General features: G+C 43.6%; 20 protein-coding genes, 1 other RNA gene and 2 pseudogenes. 1 reads left to right on the top strand and 22 read right to left on the bottom strand.

All coding sequences use genetic code 11. From position 1 onward, the window contains the following. Positions 1-73: 73 nt before the first annotated feature. The 19 genes and pseudogenes from ACESPO_RS10955 to ACESPO_RS10865 form a co-directional block, all read right to left on the bottom strand. Entirely contained in the window at positions 74-493 is a 420-nt protein-coding gene (locus ACESPO_RS10955; RefSeq protein WP_499788823.1) for a PPC domain-containing DNA-binding protein, read from the bottom strand. A 24-nt stretch (positions 494-517) separates the two neighbouring features. Continuing rightward, complete coding sequence (locus ACESPO_RS10950; RefSeq protein ID WP_499788821.1) at positions 518-1,516, bottom strand: Gfo/Idh/MocA family protein; 999 nt, start codon at positions 1,514-1,516, stop codon at positions 518-520. Positions 1,517-1,679: 163 nt separating this feature from the next. Then, entirely contained in the window at positions 1,680-3,008 is a 1,329-nt protein-coding gene (locus tag ACESPO_RS10945) for a sensor histidine kinase (RefSeq protein ID WP_016439817.1), read from the bottom strand. Beyond that, entirely contained in the window at positions 2,984-3,658 is a 675-nt protein-coding gene (locus tag ACESPO_RS10940) for a response regulator transcription factor (RefSeq protein ID WP_120105562.1), read from the bottom strand. The genes ACESPO_RS10945 and ACESPO_RS10940 overlap by 25 nt, the downstream gene beginning before the upstream one ends. Before the next feature lie 15 nt (positions 3,659-3,673). Further along, entirely contained in the window at positions 3,674-3,889 is a 216-nt protein-coding gene (locus ACESPO_RS10935; protein WP_008977426.1) for a PspC domain-containing protein, read from the bottom strand. After that, positions 3,876-4,676 (bottom strand): ABC transporter permease, encoded by an 801-nt coding sequence (locus tag ACESPO_RS10930; RefSeq protein ID WP_499788820.1) that lies wholly within the window; start codon positions 4,674-4,676, stop codon positions 3,876-3,878. The genes ACESPO_RS10935 and ACESPO_RS10930 overlap by 14 nt, the downstream gene beginning before the upstream one ends. A gap of 12 nt (positions 4,677-4,688) precedes the next feature. Next, complete coding sequence (locus tag ACESPO_RS10925) at positions 4,689-5,435, bottom strand: ABC transporter permease (protein ID WP_499788819.1); 747 nt, start codon at positions 5,433-5,435, stop codon at positions 4,689-4,691. Between the two features lie 43 nt (positions 5,436-5,478). Then, positions 5,479-6,147: pseudogene (locus tag ACESPO_RS10920) on the bottom strand (ABC transporter ATP-binding protein); the annotation flags it as partial. Between the two features lie 224 nt (positions 6,148-6,371). Then, the gene (locus ACESPO_RS10915) at positions 6,372-7,481 is read right to left on the bottom strand and encodes an alkaline phosphatase family protein (RefSeq protein WP_009263630.1); all 1,110 of its coding nucleotides are present in this window, start codon (positions 7,479-7,481) and stop codon (positions 6,372-6,374) included. A gap of 2 nt (positions 7,482-7,483) precedes the next feature. Further along, on the bottom strand, positions 7,484-8,500 hold the full coding sequence (gene aroF, locus ACESPO_RS10910) for a 3-deoxy-7-phosphoheptulonate synthase (protein WP_008977431.1): 1,017 nt from the start codon (positions 8,498-8,500) through the stop codon (positions 7,484-7,486). Positions 8,501-8,597: 97 nt separating this feature from the next. Continuing rightward, entirely contained in the window at positions 8,598-9,614 is a 1,017-nt protein-coding gene (gene aroF, locus ACESPO_RS10905; protein ID WP_008977432.1) for a 3-deoxy-7-phosphoheptulonate synthase, read from the bottom strand. Between the two features lie 68 nt (positions 9,615-9,682). Next, positions 9,683-10,117, bottom strand: coding sequence for a type II 3-dehydroquinate dehydratase (aroQ, locus tag ACESPO_RS10900; RefSeq protein WP_009263631.1), 435 nt, complete (start codon positions 10,115-10,117; stop codon positions 9,683-9,685). Continuing rightward, the gene (locus ACESPO_RS10895; protein WP_117501561.1) at positions 10,098-11,345 is read right to left on the bottom strand and encodes a shikimate kinase; all 1,248 of its coding nucleotides are present in this window, start codon (positions 11,343-11,345) and stop codon (positions 10,098-10,100) included. The genes aroQ and ACESPO_RS10895 overlap by 20 nt, the downstream gene beginning before the upstream one ends. A gap of 24 nt (positions 11,346-11,369) precedes the next feature. After that, positions 11,370-12,368, bottom strand: coding sequence for a 3-dehydroquinate synthase (gene aroB / locus ACESPO_RS10890; RefSeq protein WP_336305111.1), 999 nt, complete (start codon positions 12,366-12,368; stop codon positions 11,370-11,372). A 258-nt stretch (positions 12,369-12,626) separates the two neighbouring features. Continuing rightward, positions 12,627-13,625, bottom strand: coding sequence for a DNA/RNA non-specific endonuclease (locus ACESPO_RS10885; protein WP_499788817.1), 999 nt, complete (start codon positions 13,623-13,625; stop codon positions 12,627-12,629). Positions 13,626-13,651: 26 nt separating this feature from the next. Then, entirely contained in the window at positions 13,652-14,077 is a 426-nt protein-coding gene (locus ACESPO_RS10880) for a hypothetical protein (protein ID WP_009263635.1), read from the bottom strand. A 24-nt stretch (positions 14,078-14,101) separates the two neighbouring features. After that, entirely contained in the window at positions 14,102-14,395 is a 294-nt protein-coding gene (locus ACESPO_RS10875) for a hypothetical protein (RefSeq protein ID WP_117577643.1), read from the bottom strand. A gap of 99 nt (positions 14,396-14,494) precedes the next feature. Then, positions 14,495-14,840, bottom strand: a transfer-messenger RNA (tmRNA) gene (ssrA, locus tag ACESPO_RS10870). A gap of 85 nt (positions 14,841-14,925) precedes the next feature. Next, positions 14,926-15,186: pseudogene (locus ACESPO_RS10865) on the bottom strand (substrate-binding domain-containing protein); the annotation flags it as partial. Positions 15,187-15,484: 298 nt separating this feature from the next. Between ACESPO_RS10865 and ACESPO_RS10860 the strand changes: the two are divergent. Next, on the top strand, positions 15,485-16,363 hold the full coding sequence (locus ACESPO_RS10860) for an Rpn family recombination-promoting nuclease/putative transposase (RefSeq protein ID WP_117577645.1): 879 nt from the start codon (positions 15,485-15,487) through the stop codon (positions 16,361-16,363). A gap of 219 nt (positions 16,364-16,582) precedes the next feature. On the opposite strand, the gene ACESPO_RS10855 is transcribed toward ACESPO_RS10860, so the two are convergent. The 3 genes from ACESPO_RS10855 to rnr all read right to left on the bottom strand — a co-directional run bounded on the left by ACESPO_RS10855 (position 16,583) and on the right by rnr (position 19,528). Beyond that, positions 16,583-16,816, bottom strand: a complete 234-nt coding sequence (locus tag ACESPO_RS10855; protein ID WP_008977449.1) for a hypothetical protein — start codon at positions 16,814-16,816, stop codon at positions 16,583-16,585. A gap of 110 nt (positions 16,817-16,926) precedes the next feature. After that, on the bottom strand, positions 16,927-17,394 hold the full coding sequence (smpB, locus tag ACESPO_RS10850) for an SsrA-binding protein SmpB (protein ID WP_008977450.1): 468 nt from the start codon (positions 17,392-17,394) through the stop codon (positions 16,927-16,929). Continuing rightward, positions 17,357-19,528 (bottom strand): ribonuclease R, encoded by a 2,172-nt coding sequence (gene rnr / locus ACESPO_RS10845; RefSeq protein ID WP_499788815.1) that lies wholly within the window; start codon positions 19,526-19,528, stop codon positions 17,357-17,359. The genes smpB and rnr overlap by 38 nt, the downstream gene beginning before the upstream one ends. Positions 19,529-19,761: the final 233 nt, after the last annotated feature.

Raw genomic sequence — 19,761 nt, 5'->3', positions numbered from 1 at the left:
TCAGACAGCCTGCGCTGCTCTATTCACTTTCTACTCTTATCACAATCGTAAACCTGTCTTTGGTTCTAATTATTTAAAACCGAAATAAATTCAGCCCGATCTCTTCATCATGATATCGATCGACTTTCCCATCGATCACATGGATCACCATCTCACAAGTCGCGCTGATCACTGCCCGATTTAAATGTCCTCCAAACACTTCTCCCTTTTCATTTCCTGCGCTCATATGAAGGTGGCAGTAAAACTCGTCATGCATTGTATTGATCGTTCCGGTCAGAGACACAATCTCAAAGCTTCCTTGAAATTCATTCGCCAGATATTCTTTTTCCTCTGTCTTAAATACGCCGACCGTAAACTGGTCAACCGCGCCGAGTGCCTGCACACTTGCAAAACTTATTTTCTCTCTCAGTGCAATTTCCTTTACCTGCTCAAGAATTTCCTCTCCTTTATCCATCCGTGCAATGATCGTATTTCCAAATCTTCTGTAGTCCATCTCTCTGTTTTCCTCCTGCTCTTTTTATATTTCACATTCTGTTTCTGTTGTTTCCTCCGGATACACAAGGCTCCAGCGCTGTCGGATTTTTGTCATGATGTCCATCACGTCAGAAGTATAGGACAGATCCATCTCATTCTTTCCGCCTAATACCGCCTGTTCCATATCTTCCACCTCATAGAACAATGCCTCTTCCTTTCTACCGCAAGCGACTATCTCCTTCCTGCCATCTTCGGTATAAGTGATCACTGCCTGATCTGCCCTTGGATAATCATAGATTTCCACATACCCTTTCTCAAAGATCACAACCCCTCTTTTTGGTTGTTTTGCATGGAGTGTCAGTGTGACTGTAACCATCTCGTTTGCCGGATTTGCCATCAGAATTCCGACCTGCTCGTCAACACCACTCGGTGCAGTCCTCACCTTGGATAAAATCTGATCCGGCGCCTGAGACAAAAATATCCTGGCAAATGCAAGGGCATAGACACCAATGTCCATCAAAGCTCCTCCTGCCAGTGCCGGATCAAAAAAGCGGTTGCTCATATTATACTCTTTATAGCTTCCAAACGATACCTGGATCATTTGTAGTTTTCCGAGCTTCCCATCTGCAACTACTTCCTGCAGCTTTTTATAAAGTGGCATATGATAAATGGTCATTGCCTCCGCTAAAACTATGTCCTGTTTCTCTGCAAGTTGTCTTGCTTCTTTCAGTTCCTCTGTATTCAATGTGACTGCTTTCTCACAGAGCACATGCTTCCCGGCTTTCAGTGCCTCCCGCAAATATTGGATGTGCGTATTATGAGGTGTTGCAATATAGACAATATCTACCTGATCATCCGCAAACACCTCCTCAATCTTCCCATATATCTTTTGGATTTGATATTTCTCCGCAAATGCCGCTGTCCGCTCTTGATTTCTCCCTGCCACTCCATAGAACATCCTGCCATGCTCTGCCAACGTCTGCGCCATCTCATTTGCGATGGCACCATAGCCAATCACTACCCAACGATATGTTTCGATCATTCCTGCGCTCCTTTCTCTGCTCCTGTTTTTTATGTTTCTTTATTTACAGATTACAGGCAATGTCCCACATCTGTCAAGAACCTCCTTTTTCCATCGGAGGTAAGCGTAAACCCTATAAAATAGTCAATCCCCCTCTGAAAGTGGGATTTGATTCATCAGTCCTCTAAAACCGCACAAAAACTTCTCCCCCTTCTTCCCAGTTGCCTAATACCAATTCTCCTTTGTGTGCGCGGATCGCCTGTGCGGCTGACCACAACCCCAGACCATGGTGTCCATCTGTCCTGCGGGACTTTTCTCCCCTCCACAGCCGCTCAGCCGCATGGCGCACTGCCTCCTCATCAAATCCTGTCCCTTCATCTTTCACGCAGACCTGCCATCCGTTGTCTGTCATTTTTCCTTCCAGATAAACTGTTTTTCCCTTCGGCGTATATTCCACTGCATTAAGCACAATATTAAATATCCCACGCTGCAAACGCTCCGGCTGAATTCTCCAGGATCCTTCCAGTCTGTTATCCGTTATCAGATTTACTCCCTTTGCTTCCGCAGCAGCCAGAGCATTTTCCCGCAGTTTTTCAAACCATTCCCCCAACTGCATTTTCGTAAATGCTTCTTCTTTTCCCGACGAAGTCTCCAGAAGACTTGCAACATACTCCTTCGCCCGAACAGTTGCCTCCAAAATTTTTCTGATCAGTCTCTCATAATCCTGCGGCAATTCTTCCTCAAGCAACAGCTCTGCATTTCCGCCTGCAAGCGTCAGCGGTGTCTTCAGGTCATGAGCCAGCGCAGCAATCTCTGCCTCGCGCTGCTGCTGCGCCGCCCACTGAGAGGTCAGTGCCTGATACAGAGCTTCCCGCATCTCTTCCATCGCATCCAGTGCTTCATCGTACTCACGGATTCCCGCATGCGGAACTGTAAAATCAAGTTCCTGCGCCGCCACCTTTTTGCTGATCTCCTGAAACAGTTTCAATTTTTTCCCAAGAAATTTTCCAAGCCATATCGTATGCAGAAGCAGTGACAGCAAAAGCCCCATCCCAAGCAAAATCAACCCGAGTGTTTCCGCCGGAGGGAGCGTCTGTCGAAGCGACGGATCGGTAAATTCCTTCCGGAAATGCCAGCGGATCAGTGCAGTGCTCCCATCTGCATAAGTGCGCCTGGAAAGGTGTGCCGCATATCCGGAAACGTATGAAAACTTTTTCTGGTCTTCTGCGATTTCTCTCTCCACATTCGTCTTTAATATAGTTCCTTTGGCATCATACAACGCATATTCGCCCGGAAAGCACTCATCCGGTTCTGTGAATTTCCCACTACTTGTCCCAAGGATCTCTTCTACCTGATGATTGATCTCAGATCCAGAACAGATAATCCCTTTCTGCTCAAGAAGAGACATCACAAGTGACCAGATCATAAAACACAACAGCATCGTAACAAACATTCCCGCCACAAATCGGAGTAACACAAAAGAAAGACTTAACGTATGTTTTCTTTTTTCCATTTATATCCCATCCCCCAGACTGTCTCAATCGGACTTTTCCCATATTTCTTTAATTTTGCGCGGATATTTTTAATATGCTCTGCAATCGTCCCCGGATCCCCCTCCGCATCGAAACCAAAGACCGCCTCATACAACTGTTCTTTGGAAAACACCTGCCCGGCATGAAGCGCCAGATGCTCACAGATCTCATACTCCCCTTTGGTAAGCGGAAGAATCTGCTCCTCAACCATAGCCTCTTTTGCCTGCATATCAAACCGTACCCCGCCGCGTGCCATCGCCCGCACTGGTTGCCGTCCTTCTCTCCGCAAATGTGCATTGACCCGCGCCCGCAGTTCTGCGATGCTGAATGGCTTTTTGATATAATCATCTGCTCCGAGCCCAAATCCCTGCACAAGCGCCGCATCTTCTGTCTTTGCCGTCAGAAATAAGATTGGACAATCCACTTCTGCCCGAATCCTGCCACAAAGTGAAAACCCATCTTCGCCTGGCATCAGCACATCCAACAGAAGCAAGTCATATATCCTGCAGCGCTCTGCCGATACCCGCTTTACATCTTCTTCTGTATCCACCTGATGTCCATCACGTTCCAGCGCCATCTTCACCAGTTCCAGCATCTCTTCTTCATCATCTACTGCCAGTATTTTCCCCATTTCTTTTCCCCCTTTTTATCTCCCTGCATCTTGACTGTTTGAAAAAGGAAGCACTGCCGCAAGCAGTAAATATGCAAGGATTCCATTTGGAAACAACAGACACAACCCAAAACAAAGAATCCTCACACTTTTTGGAGACAGTCCCAGATAGGCCGCAATTCCTCCACATACTCCGGTAATCTTCTTATCTGCTCTGCTTTTTCCTAACCGTTTTTCTTTATTTCGTTCCATTTCTTTTCTCTCCTCTTATCATATCACATTTTTCCCGTATCCAAAAGATGCTCAGACATCCACATAACAGCAAAACAACCGCACTGATCATTCTCCTCTCCAGCGATGCAATCTGATATCCGGACACATTAAACACTGCCGTGATCGGATAAAAATCTTTCACGCGATCCGCCATCCCTGCAAATAATCCAAATACCGAATAGATTTCCGTAAAAAGGAAGACGGACCAGCAGTTTTTCTGTCTTCCTGCTGCAAATGCAATGATCGGAAATACTGCAAAGAATATGCCGATCCCGCCAAGAACATATTCTTTCCACAGCATAAACACGAATGATGCCGACAGATCTTCTATATGTAGCACGGCCTCTGTCAAAAAGGTGATTCCAAAACACAACATGGAAAGCCCGATGCTAAAAAGCAGTGTCAGAATCATTTTCACCCGCATCAGGTCAATTTCCCGCAGCGGTATCAGGCGCAAAGATTTCATCGTGTCCTCTTCTTGTTCCCGCACACTTAAATAGCTCCCAAACAGAGCTGTCATACCCGGAATCACAAAAAAGAACGCCCACGGTTGCACCTCATCCATATACCAGCCCGCATTTTCAAGGTACCGCATCCCATCTCGCATCACCTTCAGCCCATAATGCACCTCCGATCCATGATACACTTCCAGTCCGCCCACAAATAGAATCCCTGCCGTCAGAAAGACTGCTGCTACCGCGATCAAAATCACTTTTGAACGGCGAAGCTTCCTGCACTCCGCCCAAAACAAATTTCTCCAGTTCATATTCCTATCCCCCTATTTTCTTTTGGACAACTGATATTTTACAAGCCCAAAGGAAATAATGTCCCACACGAAAATACAAAGAACCGCCTTTCCCACACAACTCTCCTGCGTCACAAGCAGCCCCGAAATGTCTTTCTTTCGGATAAGGATCGCTCCCATACTTGTGATCGGATGAACATACATATTGACCGGCATCAGGAAAAAACCTGCCAGCGCATATACAACTGTCATACAGGCAGGCATCACATAGCCTCTTCCCACTATCGCCAGCGCCAAAATCGGCAGCATTGCAAATGCAAGCAGAATGCCAATTTCCATACATTTCTCAAATAAATACATCATATCTTCTAGACGAAACGGTACAAATCCCGGAAGCACACTGCAAAGAACAGATGCCACTGCTGTCAGCATCATAAATCCGACTGACAAAACTAATACCATACAAAATTTACTGAAAAAGTAACTTTCTTCCTTCACCGGCACAAGCCAAATCTGCCTCACGATCTGCAATCGTTTCTCTTCACACACGATCATCGTTGCAAAAATCCCAAGGATTACCGGAAGAATGATCCATGTCGTATATCCAAACGCAGACCATTTATAAAATTGTGCCGGCTCCACCTCTGCCTGCCCCAGATATCCGAAATAACAGACCGACAACGCCGGCATAAGAAATGCAGCAAGAACCATCATCCACACGCTCTTTTTCCGTCTCAGCTTGTAAAATTCCGTCTCGATCAGTCTAAGCAATGCCAACACCTCCCGTCACATTTCTAAAATATGTCTCCAGTGTCTCTTCACCTTTTTTGAGTTCTTTCATGTTTTTCTGTGCCAGCAGCACTCCATGATCCATAATTCCAACGCGGTCCGCTACCAGCTCGATTTCCGAAAGAATGTGGCTGGAAATCAATATCGTCTTTCCTTGCTCTCTGCTAAGCTTTACGAGAAATCCTCTCATTTCCGCAATCCCAATCGGATCCAGCCCATTCATCGGCTCATCCAGAATGAGTAGCTTCGGATCATGTAAGATTGCATTGGCAATGCCAAGCCGCTGCTTCATGCCAAGCGAATAGTTTCCAAAAAGCTTTTTATCCCTGTAAGGAAGCCCCACCACCGCAAGCGCTCGCTTGACCGTCTGCTCCCTCTTCAGCCCTTTCAGTCTTGCAAAAATCTCAAGATTTTCTGTCCCGGTCAGATTCGGGTAAAATCCCGGTGCCTCGATCATCGCGCCAATCTGCAGATAAATCTGCTTTTCCTGCCCTCGCAGCTTTCTCCCAAACAATTCCACCTCACCTGAGGTCTCCGGTGTAAGCCCGAGAATCATCTTCATCAATGTCGTCTTCCCTGCCCCGTTCCTTCCGAGCAGCCCGTAAATCTCACCCTTTCTGACATGAAGATCCACTTCCTTTACAACAGTCTGTTCTCCATAACACTTCGTCAGCTTCCGCGTTTCTATCACAAATTCTTTCATTCCATTTTCTTCTCCTTCCTTGATTTACAAAAATCATAACGGAGAATTTTAAAGATTTTATAAAGCTGTGATATTTTTTCATAATAGAATCTTTTTTATGATACTCTGCTCACCAAAGAAATGATTGAGACTGGCTCATGAGATAAAAAAAGGATATGTTACCTAATATGGGACTTTTATATTTCATCGTCCTATACGATAGTATCATATCCTTTTTAATCGTTTTACTTTTTCGGCTTTTCCACTACGATCAGCGGAACGGTCATCTCTTCTTTTGTCATTCCTGCATGTACACCGATGATGTTCTCTTTCTCCTCATTCGTATCAAATAGATTGAGTGCTCCGACTGCGACGGCAAAGTAATCACCGATCGCCTCCTGAAATCTCGGATGATATGCCCCTTCTCCAAATAGCTGGCTCTCCGTGATCTCTTCTCTGGAAAATAACAGGAACTCTTTCCCAAAATGTTTCTTGAAACTCTCAAGAAACTGTTCTTCCATTCCTTCCTTCAGATGAAAGGAAAGCGCCCGCGGTTCCACTGCCGGAAGACATTTCAAACATTCCCTCAATTCCGGATAATTTTCCATCGATACATTTCTTCCGTCGATATGTCCATGATCTGCTGTCACAAGCAGAAGTGTATCAGAAAGCTCTTCACTTAATTTTTCCAATTCACGGTCAATCTTTTTCAGCCATTCTCCCGCCTCTCTGCAAGTACAGCCACCTTCATGCATTACATGATCCGGCTCCGGCCAGTATACATACAGATAATTTTTCTCATCTCTTCTGCATAACGTCTTCACACCGCTGAGTAATTCCTCAAAGGTATCTATATGGTAATCTCCAAACGGAGATACTTCATATGCCTTTGCCTCACAGGCATGCATAATCTGGCTTCCCAGCTTTTCATACGGCATCATCCTATCAGCCAGCAATTCTCCTTCGATCACTCCGCCACTTCCGGTCGTATTGAGAAATACATTGACCTTGTCCTGGATTTCCGGAAAATACATGCTCCACCCAAGCCATCCGTGTTCCGCCGGTGCAAGTCCACTCTCCAGTGTTGTTGTGGCGGCAACCGTTGTAGGCGGAAATACACTGGAGATTTCTTTTTGAAAATGACTGCGAAGGAAACTTTCCTCCGGCAAAAACCTCTCAAGGACACTGACACCCATTCCATCCAGCACAAGAAGCACCACATGTCTGTAATCCTTTTTCAAAATTTCATCCGCCTCCGGAAGGGTAGTATATCGATGCGGTGCGCCATAATTGTGCAAAATCGAATTGACTAAATTCAAAATACTATTTTGATAATCCGGCTTTTGTACCTGCATGTTTACATCTCTCTTCCTACTACCTGCGCGATCATCCTTCCTTTTTCGATGACCTGTTTAAATTTCTCTGGTTTTAATGACTGTGCCCCATCACTCCATGCCGCTTCCGGGTTATTATGCACTTCTACGATCAGTCCATCTGCTCCTGCTGCAATCGCCGCAAGACTCATAGACTCAATCCATTTCCAGTTTCCAGTTGCATGAGAAGGGTCGATGATGATCGGCAGATGTGTCTTCTCCTTGATGATCGGAACTACACTGAGATCTAATGTATTTCTCGTATATTTTTCAAATGTACGGATTCCTCGCTCACACAGAATGACGTTTTCATTTCCGCCTGCCATAATATATTCTGCTGACATGATCCACTCTTCGATTGTATTGGAAAGTCCTCTCTTTAATAAGATTGGCTTCTGAATCTTTCCGACTGCTTTCAGAAGAGAAAAGTTCTGCATATTTCTTGCCCCAATCTGGATCAGATCCACATGCTCCACAAACTCTTCAATATGCTCTGCATCCATCAGTTCACTGACGATCGGAAGTCCTGTCTGTCTTCTTGCTTCCACCATATCCTTAATTCCTTCGGTCTCCAGTCCCTGGAATGCATATGGAGAAGTACGCGGTTTGTACGCTCCGCCTCTTAACATATCTGCTCCTGCCGCCTTCACTTCTTTTGCAATCTCACAGATCTGTTCCCTGCTCTCCACGGAACATGGCCCTCCGATGACAACAATCTTCTCCTGACCGCCGATCTTCACTCCTGCCACATCTACAACTGTGTCTTCCGGATGAAACATCCGATTTGCTTTCTTATACGGCGCTGCAATTCTTGTCACCTCAGAGACAAGTGGATTGGCCTGAATAATTTTTTCATCCAGACTCGTGGTATCTCCGATCAGCCCTAAAATATGATAATCTGTTCCCTGAGAATCATTTACCTGAAATCCTCTCTCCTCAAATGTGTGGACCAGTTTTTTCACTTCTTCCTCGGGAATCCCTTTTTTCACTGTAATGATCATAATTTTTTCTCCTTCTCTCTACCCTTTGTCACTCTGACTTGTTCCTATTTTCTGCACAGCTTTTCAGATGTCTGCTTCTTTTTGCATTTTCCTAATATTAAATATCTCTTCCGATCACCTGTGCGATGACTCTTCCTTTCTCAATCATCGTCTTGAATTTTTCTGGCTTCAGCGATTGTGCTCCGTCACTCCATGCCTTCTCCGGATTGTTGTGTACCTCCACGATCAGACCATCTGCGCCTGCTGCAATCGCCGCAAGGCTCATAGATTCTACAAGATCCCAATCACCTGTTGCATGAGAAGGATCAATAATGATCGGCAGGTGGCTCTTCTTCTTTATGATCGGAACAACACTGAGATCCAGCGTGTTTCTCGTATAACGCTCAAAGGTACGGATCCCCCGCTCACAAAGAATGACATTCTCATTTCCGCCGGACATAATATATTCTGCAGACATCAGCCATTCCTCAATCGTATTGGAAAGTCCTCTCTTTAATAAGATCGGTTTGTTGATCTTCCCAAGTGCTTTGAGCAAATCAAAATTTTGCATATTTCTAGCTCCTACCTGGATCAGATCTACATACTCTACAAATTCATCAATTTTATCTGCGCTCATGATTTCAGACACGATCGGTAATCCTGTTCGTTTTCTTGCCTCTACCATATCTAAAATACCCTCAGTTCCAAGTCCCTGAAATGCATATGGTGACGTTCTCGGTTTATATGCACCACCTCTTAACATGCATCCTCCGGCTTGCTTTACCTCTTCGGCAATCTCACAGATCTGTTCCTTTCCTTCCACGGAGCAAGGTCCACCAATGACAACAACTTTTTCCTTGCCTCCAACTTTAATTCCCGCCACATCGATGATGCTGTCCTCCGGGTGAAATAACCTGTTAACCTTCTTATATGGCGCTGCAATCCTTGTCACATCCTCGATCCACGGATTGGCACGCACCATCTTCTCATCTACAACTGTCGTATCTCCAACGATTCCAAACACGTTGTAATTCGTTCCAAGAATCGTGTTGACTTCCAGTCCTTTTTCTTCAAATCCTTTTACAATCTTCTCTACCTCATTCTGAGGAGCTCCTTTTTTACATGTAATAATCATTTTCTTCTTTCCTCGTCCTCTAACCTATTTTCTTTCTCTCTATGTGTATGGCATCTGTCACCTGCAGATCAATGCCCCAGTTTTTCTTTCAATACCTCAATCGCCATCCGGTAACCTGCGATTCCCTGTCCGGTAATCGTATGGAAACACGCCTGCCCCGCATAAGAAATCTGCCGGAACGCTTCTCTTTCTTCCACTTTGGAAATGTGTACTTCCACACATGGAATTTGTACCGCTTTGAGAGCATCCAAAATAGCAATACTCGTATGTGTGTATGCTGCCGGATTGATGACGATTCCGTCCATCACTCCATACGCCTGCTGGATTTTGTCGACGATCGCTCCTTCATGATTGCTCTGAAAACACTCAATCTCTATCCCATAATCTTCTCCGGTTTTCCTACACAGTTCCAAAAGTGCTTCATAATTCTCTTTTCCATAAATCCCCGGCTCTCGAATCCCGAGCATATTGATGTTCGGTCCGTTAATGATCAAAAACTTCATCAAATCCCTCCTTCACTTTCTGTACAGCCAGCTTAAATACTGTATCATTATTAATTTCAATATCACTATATTTCTGATAAAGCGGCATCCGCTCCTGCTCCATCTGTCTTAATTTTTCTCTGCTTGTGCTAAGTGGTCTGTTTCCACCGACTGCCAGCGCATTCACATTCCGTCGGATATGGAATACAATCCCATTTTGCCGGAGTTTTTCCATATTTTCAGCGTTTTTGATAATTCCTCCTCCGCAGGAGATCACTTGTCCATGCTCTTTTGCAATTCTGGCACAGACTTCCTGTTCAATTTCCCGAAACCGACTCTCACCATATCTCTCAAAAATCTCAGGAATCGTCATCTTCGCTTCCTTTTCAATTTCCTTATCTAAATCTACAAATGTCTTCCCGATTTCTTTTGCAGTCTTCTTGCCAATCGTAGACTTTCCGCATCCCGGCATCCCGATCAATACAAGATTCATCATATCCTTCTTCATCTCAGCAACTATGCGGTCTATCTCCCTGTCTGCAATCTTTGTATCCAGAAAAAACTCCACTGCGTATTTTGCCTGCGCCACAAGCATTTCCAGTCCATTGACTGCCCGCAGCCCCTGCTCCTCTGCCTGCTGACAGAGCTTTGTCTTCATCGGATTGTAAATGACATCAACTACCGCCTCTGCATTCGGAAATTTCTTCAGATTGATCAGGCATTCGTCATTTTTCGGATACATCCCAACGCTGGTCGCATTGATAAACACCTGTATTTCCTGATACTTCTCCAAATCCTCATAAGAGATTATCGGATCCGTCTGATTTCTCCCTACAATATAAACCTTCTCTGCCCCCATATCATGAAGGACTGCCTCCGCGGTCTTACTTGTCCCCCCGGTGCCAAGAATACAACAAACTTTTCCACAAATCTCTACGCCATTATGTTGAATCATCTGCTTCAATCCCGCAAAATCAGTGTTCGTTGCATATAATTTTCCATCCCGATTGACAATCGTATTGACCGCATGGATCGCACTTGCTTTCTCATCGATCACATCACAATACTGCATCACTGTTTCCTTATAAGGAATTGTCACATTCACCGCATCAAACTCTTTCTTTTTAAAAAATTCATGAAATTCTTCCTCGGTTAATGGAATCAGATCGTATGTATAATCTGCAAGTTTCTCGTGGATTGGTTTCGAAAAACTATGTCCAAGTTTTCCCCCGACAAGCCCTACTCTCATCTGGTCACCTCCTGTATATTTTTATCAGCAAAATTTTCTCATATCCTCGATCTTCATATCGATCAGCTCCGCCTTTCCAATTTCACGGACCTGAACGATTGTAATCTGGTCTCCGCTTGCCTTTTTATCTTTCTTAATAAAATCAATGACCTCCTGGATTTCATACGGAACATCCAGCGGAATCTCCATCTTCTTTAAAATGCTTTTCAAACGCTCTTTCAACTGCTCATCCTCGAGAATCTTCATCATCCCCATTGCTACACATTCCCCATGATAATAATCATGCAGATGGTAAATACTCTCGATCGCATGCCCGATCGTATGCCCGAAATTCAATATCTTTCGGAGATTCTGCTCCTTCTCATCCTCTTCTACCACATGCTTCTTCACAATCAGCGAGCGGGTGATGATCTCTTCAAGAACCTGATCGATCTCTTCCTCCTCAAACAGTCGGAAAATTTCCGGATCTGCAATCATTCCTGCCTTGACCGCCTCCACAAGTCCATTGTAATAATGACGTTTCGGCAATGTCCGAAGTGTATTCAAGTCAATCAACACTACCTCCGGATGATAAAAGGTCCCGATCACATTTTTCACTTCCCCGAGATTGACTGCAACCTTCCCTCCGATACTGGAATCAATCTGCGACAAAGTCGTTGTCGGAATGGATGCAAACTTCATCCCACGCTTAAAGGTCGCTGCCACAAATCCACTGAGATCTCCAATCACTCCGCCTCCCAGCGCAAGGATCCGATCCTTTCTGGAAAAATTCAGCTGCAGCAGTTTTTCGCAGATCTGCTGATAGACCGGAAAGCTTTTTGCCCCCTCACCGTGTCTGCATACATGTAGATACCCCTGCGGACACTGTGCAAGCACTTGCTTCTGATATCGTTCCGGCACTCCATCATCGGTAATGATCATCACCTTACAGTTTACATCTATATAATCTGCCAGATGAAGCATGGCATCTCTTTCTATAATAATACGACTTTTCTGTTCTGTCAGATTAACGGATAATTCCATCTGTCCACTCCTCCCACTTTCTCTGTTTAAAGTAAAAAAGTATCTGCCTATTCTTATAAAATAAGTTCTTCATGCACCCAAAAGAAACAACTCGAATGTTCAGGGTTGAAAGATACTTATCTATAAAAATAAAAGACAGATACTAAATAGTTCATTCTCATTATTAATCACTCCAAGTAGTTTGATTTTATTACTTTTTTAATGAGAACGCAAGTATATTATGAAATTTTTCTAAAGTTTTTCGATATTAGCTTCCGATTACGGATGGCAGTTGCCACATGGAGCATATCCCTGCTCGATCACTTCCTCCCGCTTTCCGGTATAAACCTTTTTATTCTTCTCTTTCATCGACTTGACACCGGAGCAGGATTCTTTGTGAAACTTCTTACTGCTCGTATTTAATATATAAGTCTGCTCACTCACCGGATCTGAACTGTCTTTGTCAGAAGCAGTTCCTGAAGCAGCGTTTCCTGCTTTGTCAGAGTTTTTGGAAGCTGTCAGAAGTTCGTTTGCCTCCCGGCTTTCTCCGGTTTTATAATCAATCTCCACTCCCGGCTGTACATTATACACATATACATTAAAGGAAAGATCTGCTCCCTGATCTTCCACCGATTCTGCTTCCATCTGCACTCCCGATGCCACAAGATTTTCCCCTTCAAACACCGGTGTGACACGGTACATCACATGATTGCCAGTTTCTTTGATGTAGTCTGCAACCATATTTTCAAATGGAAGCATCCCTTCCGTGTTCATATATCTCGTTCCTGTGATCAAATTTTTCTCATTGGCATTTTCGGCAGTCAGCTGATAACCGATTAAATGACAACGGTTATACAGATATTTTCCCTCCACCATATCATACTTTACAGTATGCCATCCAGTCGGTTTCACCTGCCCGATCGCTCCACGCTTCTCCGTCGGCATTAGTCCCTCCCCGATACTTGCCTCTGCAGTACTGCAACGCCCAAGTGCATCCAATGTTCCATATGTCTCATATGCTTCTGGCTGCAATTCTTCTTCCGTAAAATTTGGCTCATTGTCATCAATCACCACATACGGTTCCCCATCATATTCTGGAATGGTCTCCATAGAAATATCTGACTGCTGTGTCCCAGACACCGGAACCGTCTCCTGCTGCGCATTTGCTGAAGTTTTCTCCTGTTCTGCCTTGCCTGCACATGCTGACATAAAAACCATCACACATGCAGTCACTACACCGAGAAGCCGATATTTCCCATTTTTCTTCCATTGCTTCATCCTGATTCCTCCTATTATGCTTTTCCTTATCTGACATAAACTTCCTTCGTAATTTTCTCATGAGAATGCCCCGAAAATTCCACGCATTCCACCATCTTCCACCTAGAAAGGTCCATAGCAAATCTTATGTCTGCCGGATATTTCCGATTCCATCGATATAACACCACAGTTTGTATTTCATCTTTATATTCCTGGATCGGCACATTTTCCACAAAACAATACTCCTCTTCGCCAGCTTCTTCCAAAAATCTTTCTGACACAGAAATATCCCCTGAATACGTTCGAAACAATTCGGAGGAATATTCATTCATCCAAATTCTTGCTCGTCCATCTTTCTTCACTTCTTTGGACACCATCCGAAGAATGTCCTCTATTACAGCCCTGTCTCTGCTGATACGACGATTATGGAACAACATGGCATTGTTATCCCCCACACATACAATAATCTTCATATTTTTTCCACTTCCTCCCGAATGCTACCTGAGGCTTTCCTCTAAATACTTCAGATATCGCTCAAACACTTCTCTCTTTTTTAACCGTCTCTGAATCTTTTTCCTTTCACTACCAAAATCAGCCAATGCTGCAAACATCCATCTGAAAAATACTATCATCCCGATTACTCCGACAATAAGACTCATCCCCAAAGGGAAAGATCTTGAGACAGCAATCCCGATACAGCCTATGCACCATACCAGTAACCCTGCTGTCGTACATGGATATCTCTGCCCAACATATACCAAGGTCAAAAAGATTATTTTTAAATAAATCATTATTTTTATCTTCCTTATTATTTATCCCAACAAGCTTCAAACCTTTTGCAACACAAAATGCTATATAAAAATAAAAACCCCAGTGTACACTGAGGTTTTACATGGACCTGAGGGGAGTTGAACCCCTGTCCGAAAGCCCGTCCATTGCGGCATCTCCCATTACAGTCATTATTTTAACATTCCCTCCATGAATCGCCTAATGACAGGCTCTTCACTTTAGTAGCTTCATAAATTCTTCCATTCCCTCAAAGCTTTGGAAACGAAGTGCCTCACCTCTTTGAAGCCGGTGACTTAAGCAGTGAGTGACTTAAGGCCGACTGCTGCAACTAGGCAGCGTACGCTAAATTTTCGTCTGCGTTTATATTTAAATACGGATTGATACGCGGTCCCGCCCCGCGAATGGCTTCCTCAACTTCAGAACCCCCGTCGAAACCAGTACAAGCCCTAATCATGACTTCTCTGTCTGGTATGACTGCAAACGATTCGTGTCATTATTATATTCTATATATAACACAAATGTCAAGGATATTTTATTCTGAGTGCTCTACTGTACTCTCCCGTACGACAAGTCTTGGCTGAAATGTAATACACTTCTGAGAATTCACTCCACTGCCTATCTCACTGATCAGCTGCTGTACTGCCTCCACTCCCATGTCATAGACCGGCTGACTGACTGTTGTCAGCGGGACATCCAAAATCTCTGAAAAGAAAATATCGTCATAGCCAACTAGCGAAATTTCTTCCGGCACAGCTATTTTATGCTTTTTCAGACAATTATATACCCCATATGCACCCTTTCTGCGCCACTCCCAGTTTGCATCCGGTAGGTTCCCCAATCAGCAAAAGAGAGCCTGACGACAAATCTATTTCCTCTAATATTTTGTCCACTCCATTCACACTCGGAATTGCGAGAATCTCTTTTAGCAGTGTGATACTTTTCTTGCTTCTGTTTTTAGATATATTTACAGTATATCCGATATTATTAAAACGTTTTTCTTATCATTCTAAATCGAACTTCTTCTTGCTCACTCCACTCTATCATGCTATAATTTTTTCATAGAATTCCTCTGTTTCAAGGAGGAACTTACCATGAAAAAAACTTTACAAGATCTTACAATCAAAGACAATTTTATGTTTGGCGCTGTAATGACTGATCCAGAAAACTGCAAAGGCTTACTGGAATTACTTCTTCACAAAAAACTGGACAGAATCATCGTAAGTACCGAAAAAAGTATGATCTATCATCCAGAGTACAAAGGCGTCCGTCTTGATGTCTATGCAAAGGATGATACAAATACCCGGTACAATATTGAAATGCAGGTACTTCGAAAATCCACTCTCGGCAAGCGCAGCCGTTATTATCACAGCCAGATTGATATGGATCTGCTGCTGAGCGGTTCCGATTACCGTGAACTTCCTGATACTTATGTAATCTTTATCTGTGATTTTGACCCATTCGGCTTCGGAAAATACTCATATTCCTTTTACACTGCCTGCAGAGAAGAAGGTTCTCTCGCATTCAACGACGGTCTTTACACTATCTTTTTAAGCACAGCAGGCAAAAATGAATCGGAAGTTCCGGAAGCACTCGTTTCTTTTCTCAAATTTGTCAAAGCCGATTTATCAGAAAGCAGCAAGGATTTCCATAACGAATATGTCAGGAAGCTCCAACGATCCATCAGCCAAATTAAAGAAAACAGAGAAATGGAGGAACGATTTATGTTACTGGAAGAATTACTGCAGGAAGAGCATGAAGAAGGACTTCGCCAAGGTCGTATAGCGGAACGCACTGAAAACATCCAACGTCTCACAGATCTTCTCTTCTCTCTTTTAAAAAAATTTGACAAACTTCCTGACAGTCTTTTTGAGAAAATTGAAGCAGAAAAAGATCCTGATCGTTTCATGCAATGGATCCAGTTCGCAGCTGAGTCTGCATCCCTTCCGGATTTTTTATCAAAGATTGAATAATCTTTTTCATTTATATCAAAAGAACAAAACTAAAGAAAAAGGCATATCAGTACCACTGTTACATTCTGGTTGTTTCAAAAACAGCTCAGAATTTGCAGCGTGATCCCGATATGCCTATCTAAATTTCACTTCTTATTTTCAAATAAAATTTATTCTATTATTTCATCTGATTTCACAACGATTTTACAATTTTATTACAGAGGAATTCTATCTCATTTCTTATTCCAGTCCCAGAATCTCGGCAAGAACATCGACGATAATCTCATTTGTACAAGATTTTACATACCCGAGTAAATGCAGGGAAATTTCATCCTGCTTCTGCGCCTCAGTCAGTTTTTCATCGTGCTTTGTCTGATCGATCATCTGGATCAGCTGCGGTGTCAGATCTTCATAAATCTCTATCGTCGTATCTGTCACCAGTTTTCTCAATGCCTCTTTTGTTGTAGGTACCATGTTTTTCTCCTGTTCTTTTTCAGATTTTCTATTGTCATACTGCCTTTTTACTGCTGCTTTACAAACCGACTTTCTTCACTTTGCAGCCGCAGCCTTGTAACCGCAGCTGTCTACCCAAGATTTCTAATCTTGAAATCTCTCTGTGCCTCTCTTTGCTGATCTTTCTTTGCGATGTCATTTCGCTTGTCATAGAGTTTCTTTCCTCGCGCAAGACCAATCTCTACTTTCACTAAACTTCCTTTGAAATATACTTTGAGTGGCACGATCGCCATCCCTTTTTCCTTTGTCTTTCCGAGCATTTTATTGATCTCTGCCTTATGTAACAGCAACTTTCTCGGGCGAAGTGGGTCTTTGTTGAAAATATTTCCTTTCTCATATGGACTGATATGCATTCCATAGATAAAAACTTCTCCATTTTCCACCCGGATAAACGATTCTTTGACGCTGCATTTTCCCATACGGAGGGATTTCACCTCCGTACCATGCAGCGCAATTCCTGCCTCGTAAGTGTCTAAGATAAAATAATCGTGGTATGCCTTTTTATTGTTGGCAATCAGTTTCGTCGATGTTTTCGCCATCTTCCTCATCCCCCTTATTTACCAGTTCAAAATCTATTGTACGCTGCAGACGGTCTGTGTCAAGTACCCTGACATAGACTTTCTGTCCGAGCTTATATGATCTTCGTGTATGCTCCCCAATCATCTCAAAGCGGTCTTCATAGTAATCGTAGTGGTCGCCATGCATATTGGTAACATGGATTAACCCTTCCACTGTATTTTCCAGTTCTACATACATGCCCCATTTTGTAATACTTGAAATGACTCCTGCAAACACTTCACCAATGTGTTGCTCCATATATTCTGCCTTCTTTAAGCGGATTGTCTCACGCTCTGCCTCTTCTGCCCTGCGCTCCATCTGGCTTGCATGCTTTGTTACTTCCGGTAAAATGGATTCATAATGTTCCATACGGTTTTCATTCATCCTTCCACGCAGTGTCTCTTTGATGATCCGATGGATCTGAAGATCCGGGTATCTTCGGATCGGTGATGTGAAATGGCAGTAATACTGCGCTGCAAGTCCAAAATGCCCTGTATTTTCCGGTGTGTATTTTGCCTGTTTCATCGAACGCAATGCCAGTCTGCTGATAAAATCCCCTTCCGGCGTACCATCTACTTTGGCGAGCAGCTTTTGAATTTCCTTCGGTCTTACTTCTTTGTTTGCCACATGCATGGAATGTCCAAAATTATTGATAAATGTGCATAATTTTTGAATTTTTTCCTCATCTGGCACATCATGTGTCCGGTAGACAAACGGGATCTCCTGCCAGAAATAATCCTCTGCCACCGTTTCGTTTGCAAGCAGCATAAAATCTTCAATGATTTTTGTCGCAGTATTCCGATCATATGGTTTGATCTCTGTCGGAGTGCCATCCGCATTCAGCATGATCTTACTTTCTGGAAAATCAAAATCGATCGAACCTCTGCGGTGTCTTTTCTCTCTTAAAATCTTCGCAAGCTCTGCCATCAGTTCAAACATTGGCACAAATTCTTTATACACTTCTATTTCTTCCGGATCTCTGTCCTCCAGTATTTTTTTGACACTTGTGTAGCTCATGCGCTGATCAATATGGACGACGGTCTCTGCGATTTTGTGGTCGATCACCTCTCCTTTTGGATTGACAGTCATAATACAGCTAAGCGCCAGTCTGTCTTCCCCTGCATTCAGAGAGCAGATTCCATTGGAAAGTGCATGTGGCAGCATCGGGATCACCCGGTCAACAAGATACACACTCGTTCCGCGCTCATATGCCTCCCTATCAAGTGCACTTCGCTCCTGCACATAGTTTGTCACATCCGCAATATGCACACCGAGCTGATAATTTTCTCCTTCTTTTGTAATGGAGATCGCATCGTCCAGATCTTTCGCATCTTCTCCATCGATCGTTACCATTCTCCAGGAACGGATATCCATACGCCCTGCCATATCTGCACTTGTGACGTCTTTTGCCACCCGCTCTGCCTGATTTAACACCTTCTCCGGAAATTCTACCGGAAGATCATACCCTTTCACGATTGACATAATGTCCGTGCCCGGATCATTCACATGCCCGATGATCTCAACAACCTTTCCTTCCGGCTTCTTGCCGTCTTTTCCATAAGAAGTCAGTTCAACAACAACTTTATGCCCGGTCACTGCCCCTTTTGAGCGCTCCAGCGGCACAAAAATATCTTTGACAAACCAGTCATTGTCCGGGATCACAAAACCAAAGTTTTTATTTTTCTGAAAGTATCCGACCAGCTTCACCGTTCCATGGGAAAGAATCCGCACGATTTTCCCTTCTCTTCGCTTTCCTTCGGGTGCTTTTGTTATGACAACTTCCACCTGGTCCATGTGAAATGCCCCATTCGCATCGTCCTCTGAGATAAAAATATCATCGGCTTGTCCTTCGACCGTAACAAAGCCAAATCCTCGTGCATGCGCCTGATAAGTTCCGACAAGCTGCTTTGCAGTTCCTTTCACATACTTTCCTTTCTGTGTAACAGAAACCTTTCCGTCTGCCACAAGCGCATCCATCACTTTCTTTAATTCATTTCTCTGATCCTTCGGCACCTGAAGAAGAATTGCCAGTTCTTTCAACTTCATCGGTACATAAAAATCATCACAAATAAAATCGTATATAATCTTTTTTCTTTTTTCAAATGTCTGTTCCAATCGTTTCACTCCTTTTTTTCGTATCTGATTTCCCTACAATTATTTCTGAACTTGCCCAGAAACGAGCAAAGAATCTCGCAAGTCAGACTCTCCGCACGCGAACGGTGTCGTTAGCAGCGTGTTTTTCGTTACATAGGAATTTCCTATGTAACGAAAAAGAACATACCTATCTGACAACAGGTATGTTCTACATTTACACATTTTTCCAAACTGTCTTTTTCTGATTTCTTTGA

The sequence above is a fragment of the Coprococcus sp. HPP0074 genome (assembly GCF_964238105.1).
GTDB lineage: Bacteria > Bacillota > Clostridia > Lachnospirales > Lachnospiraceae > Faecalimonas > Faecalimonas umbilicata.
The sequence above is the reverse complement of the archived record's forward strand: the minus strand, read 5'-3'. Positions and strand labels throughout refer to the sequence as shown.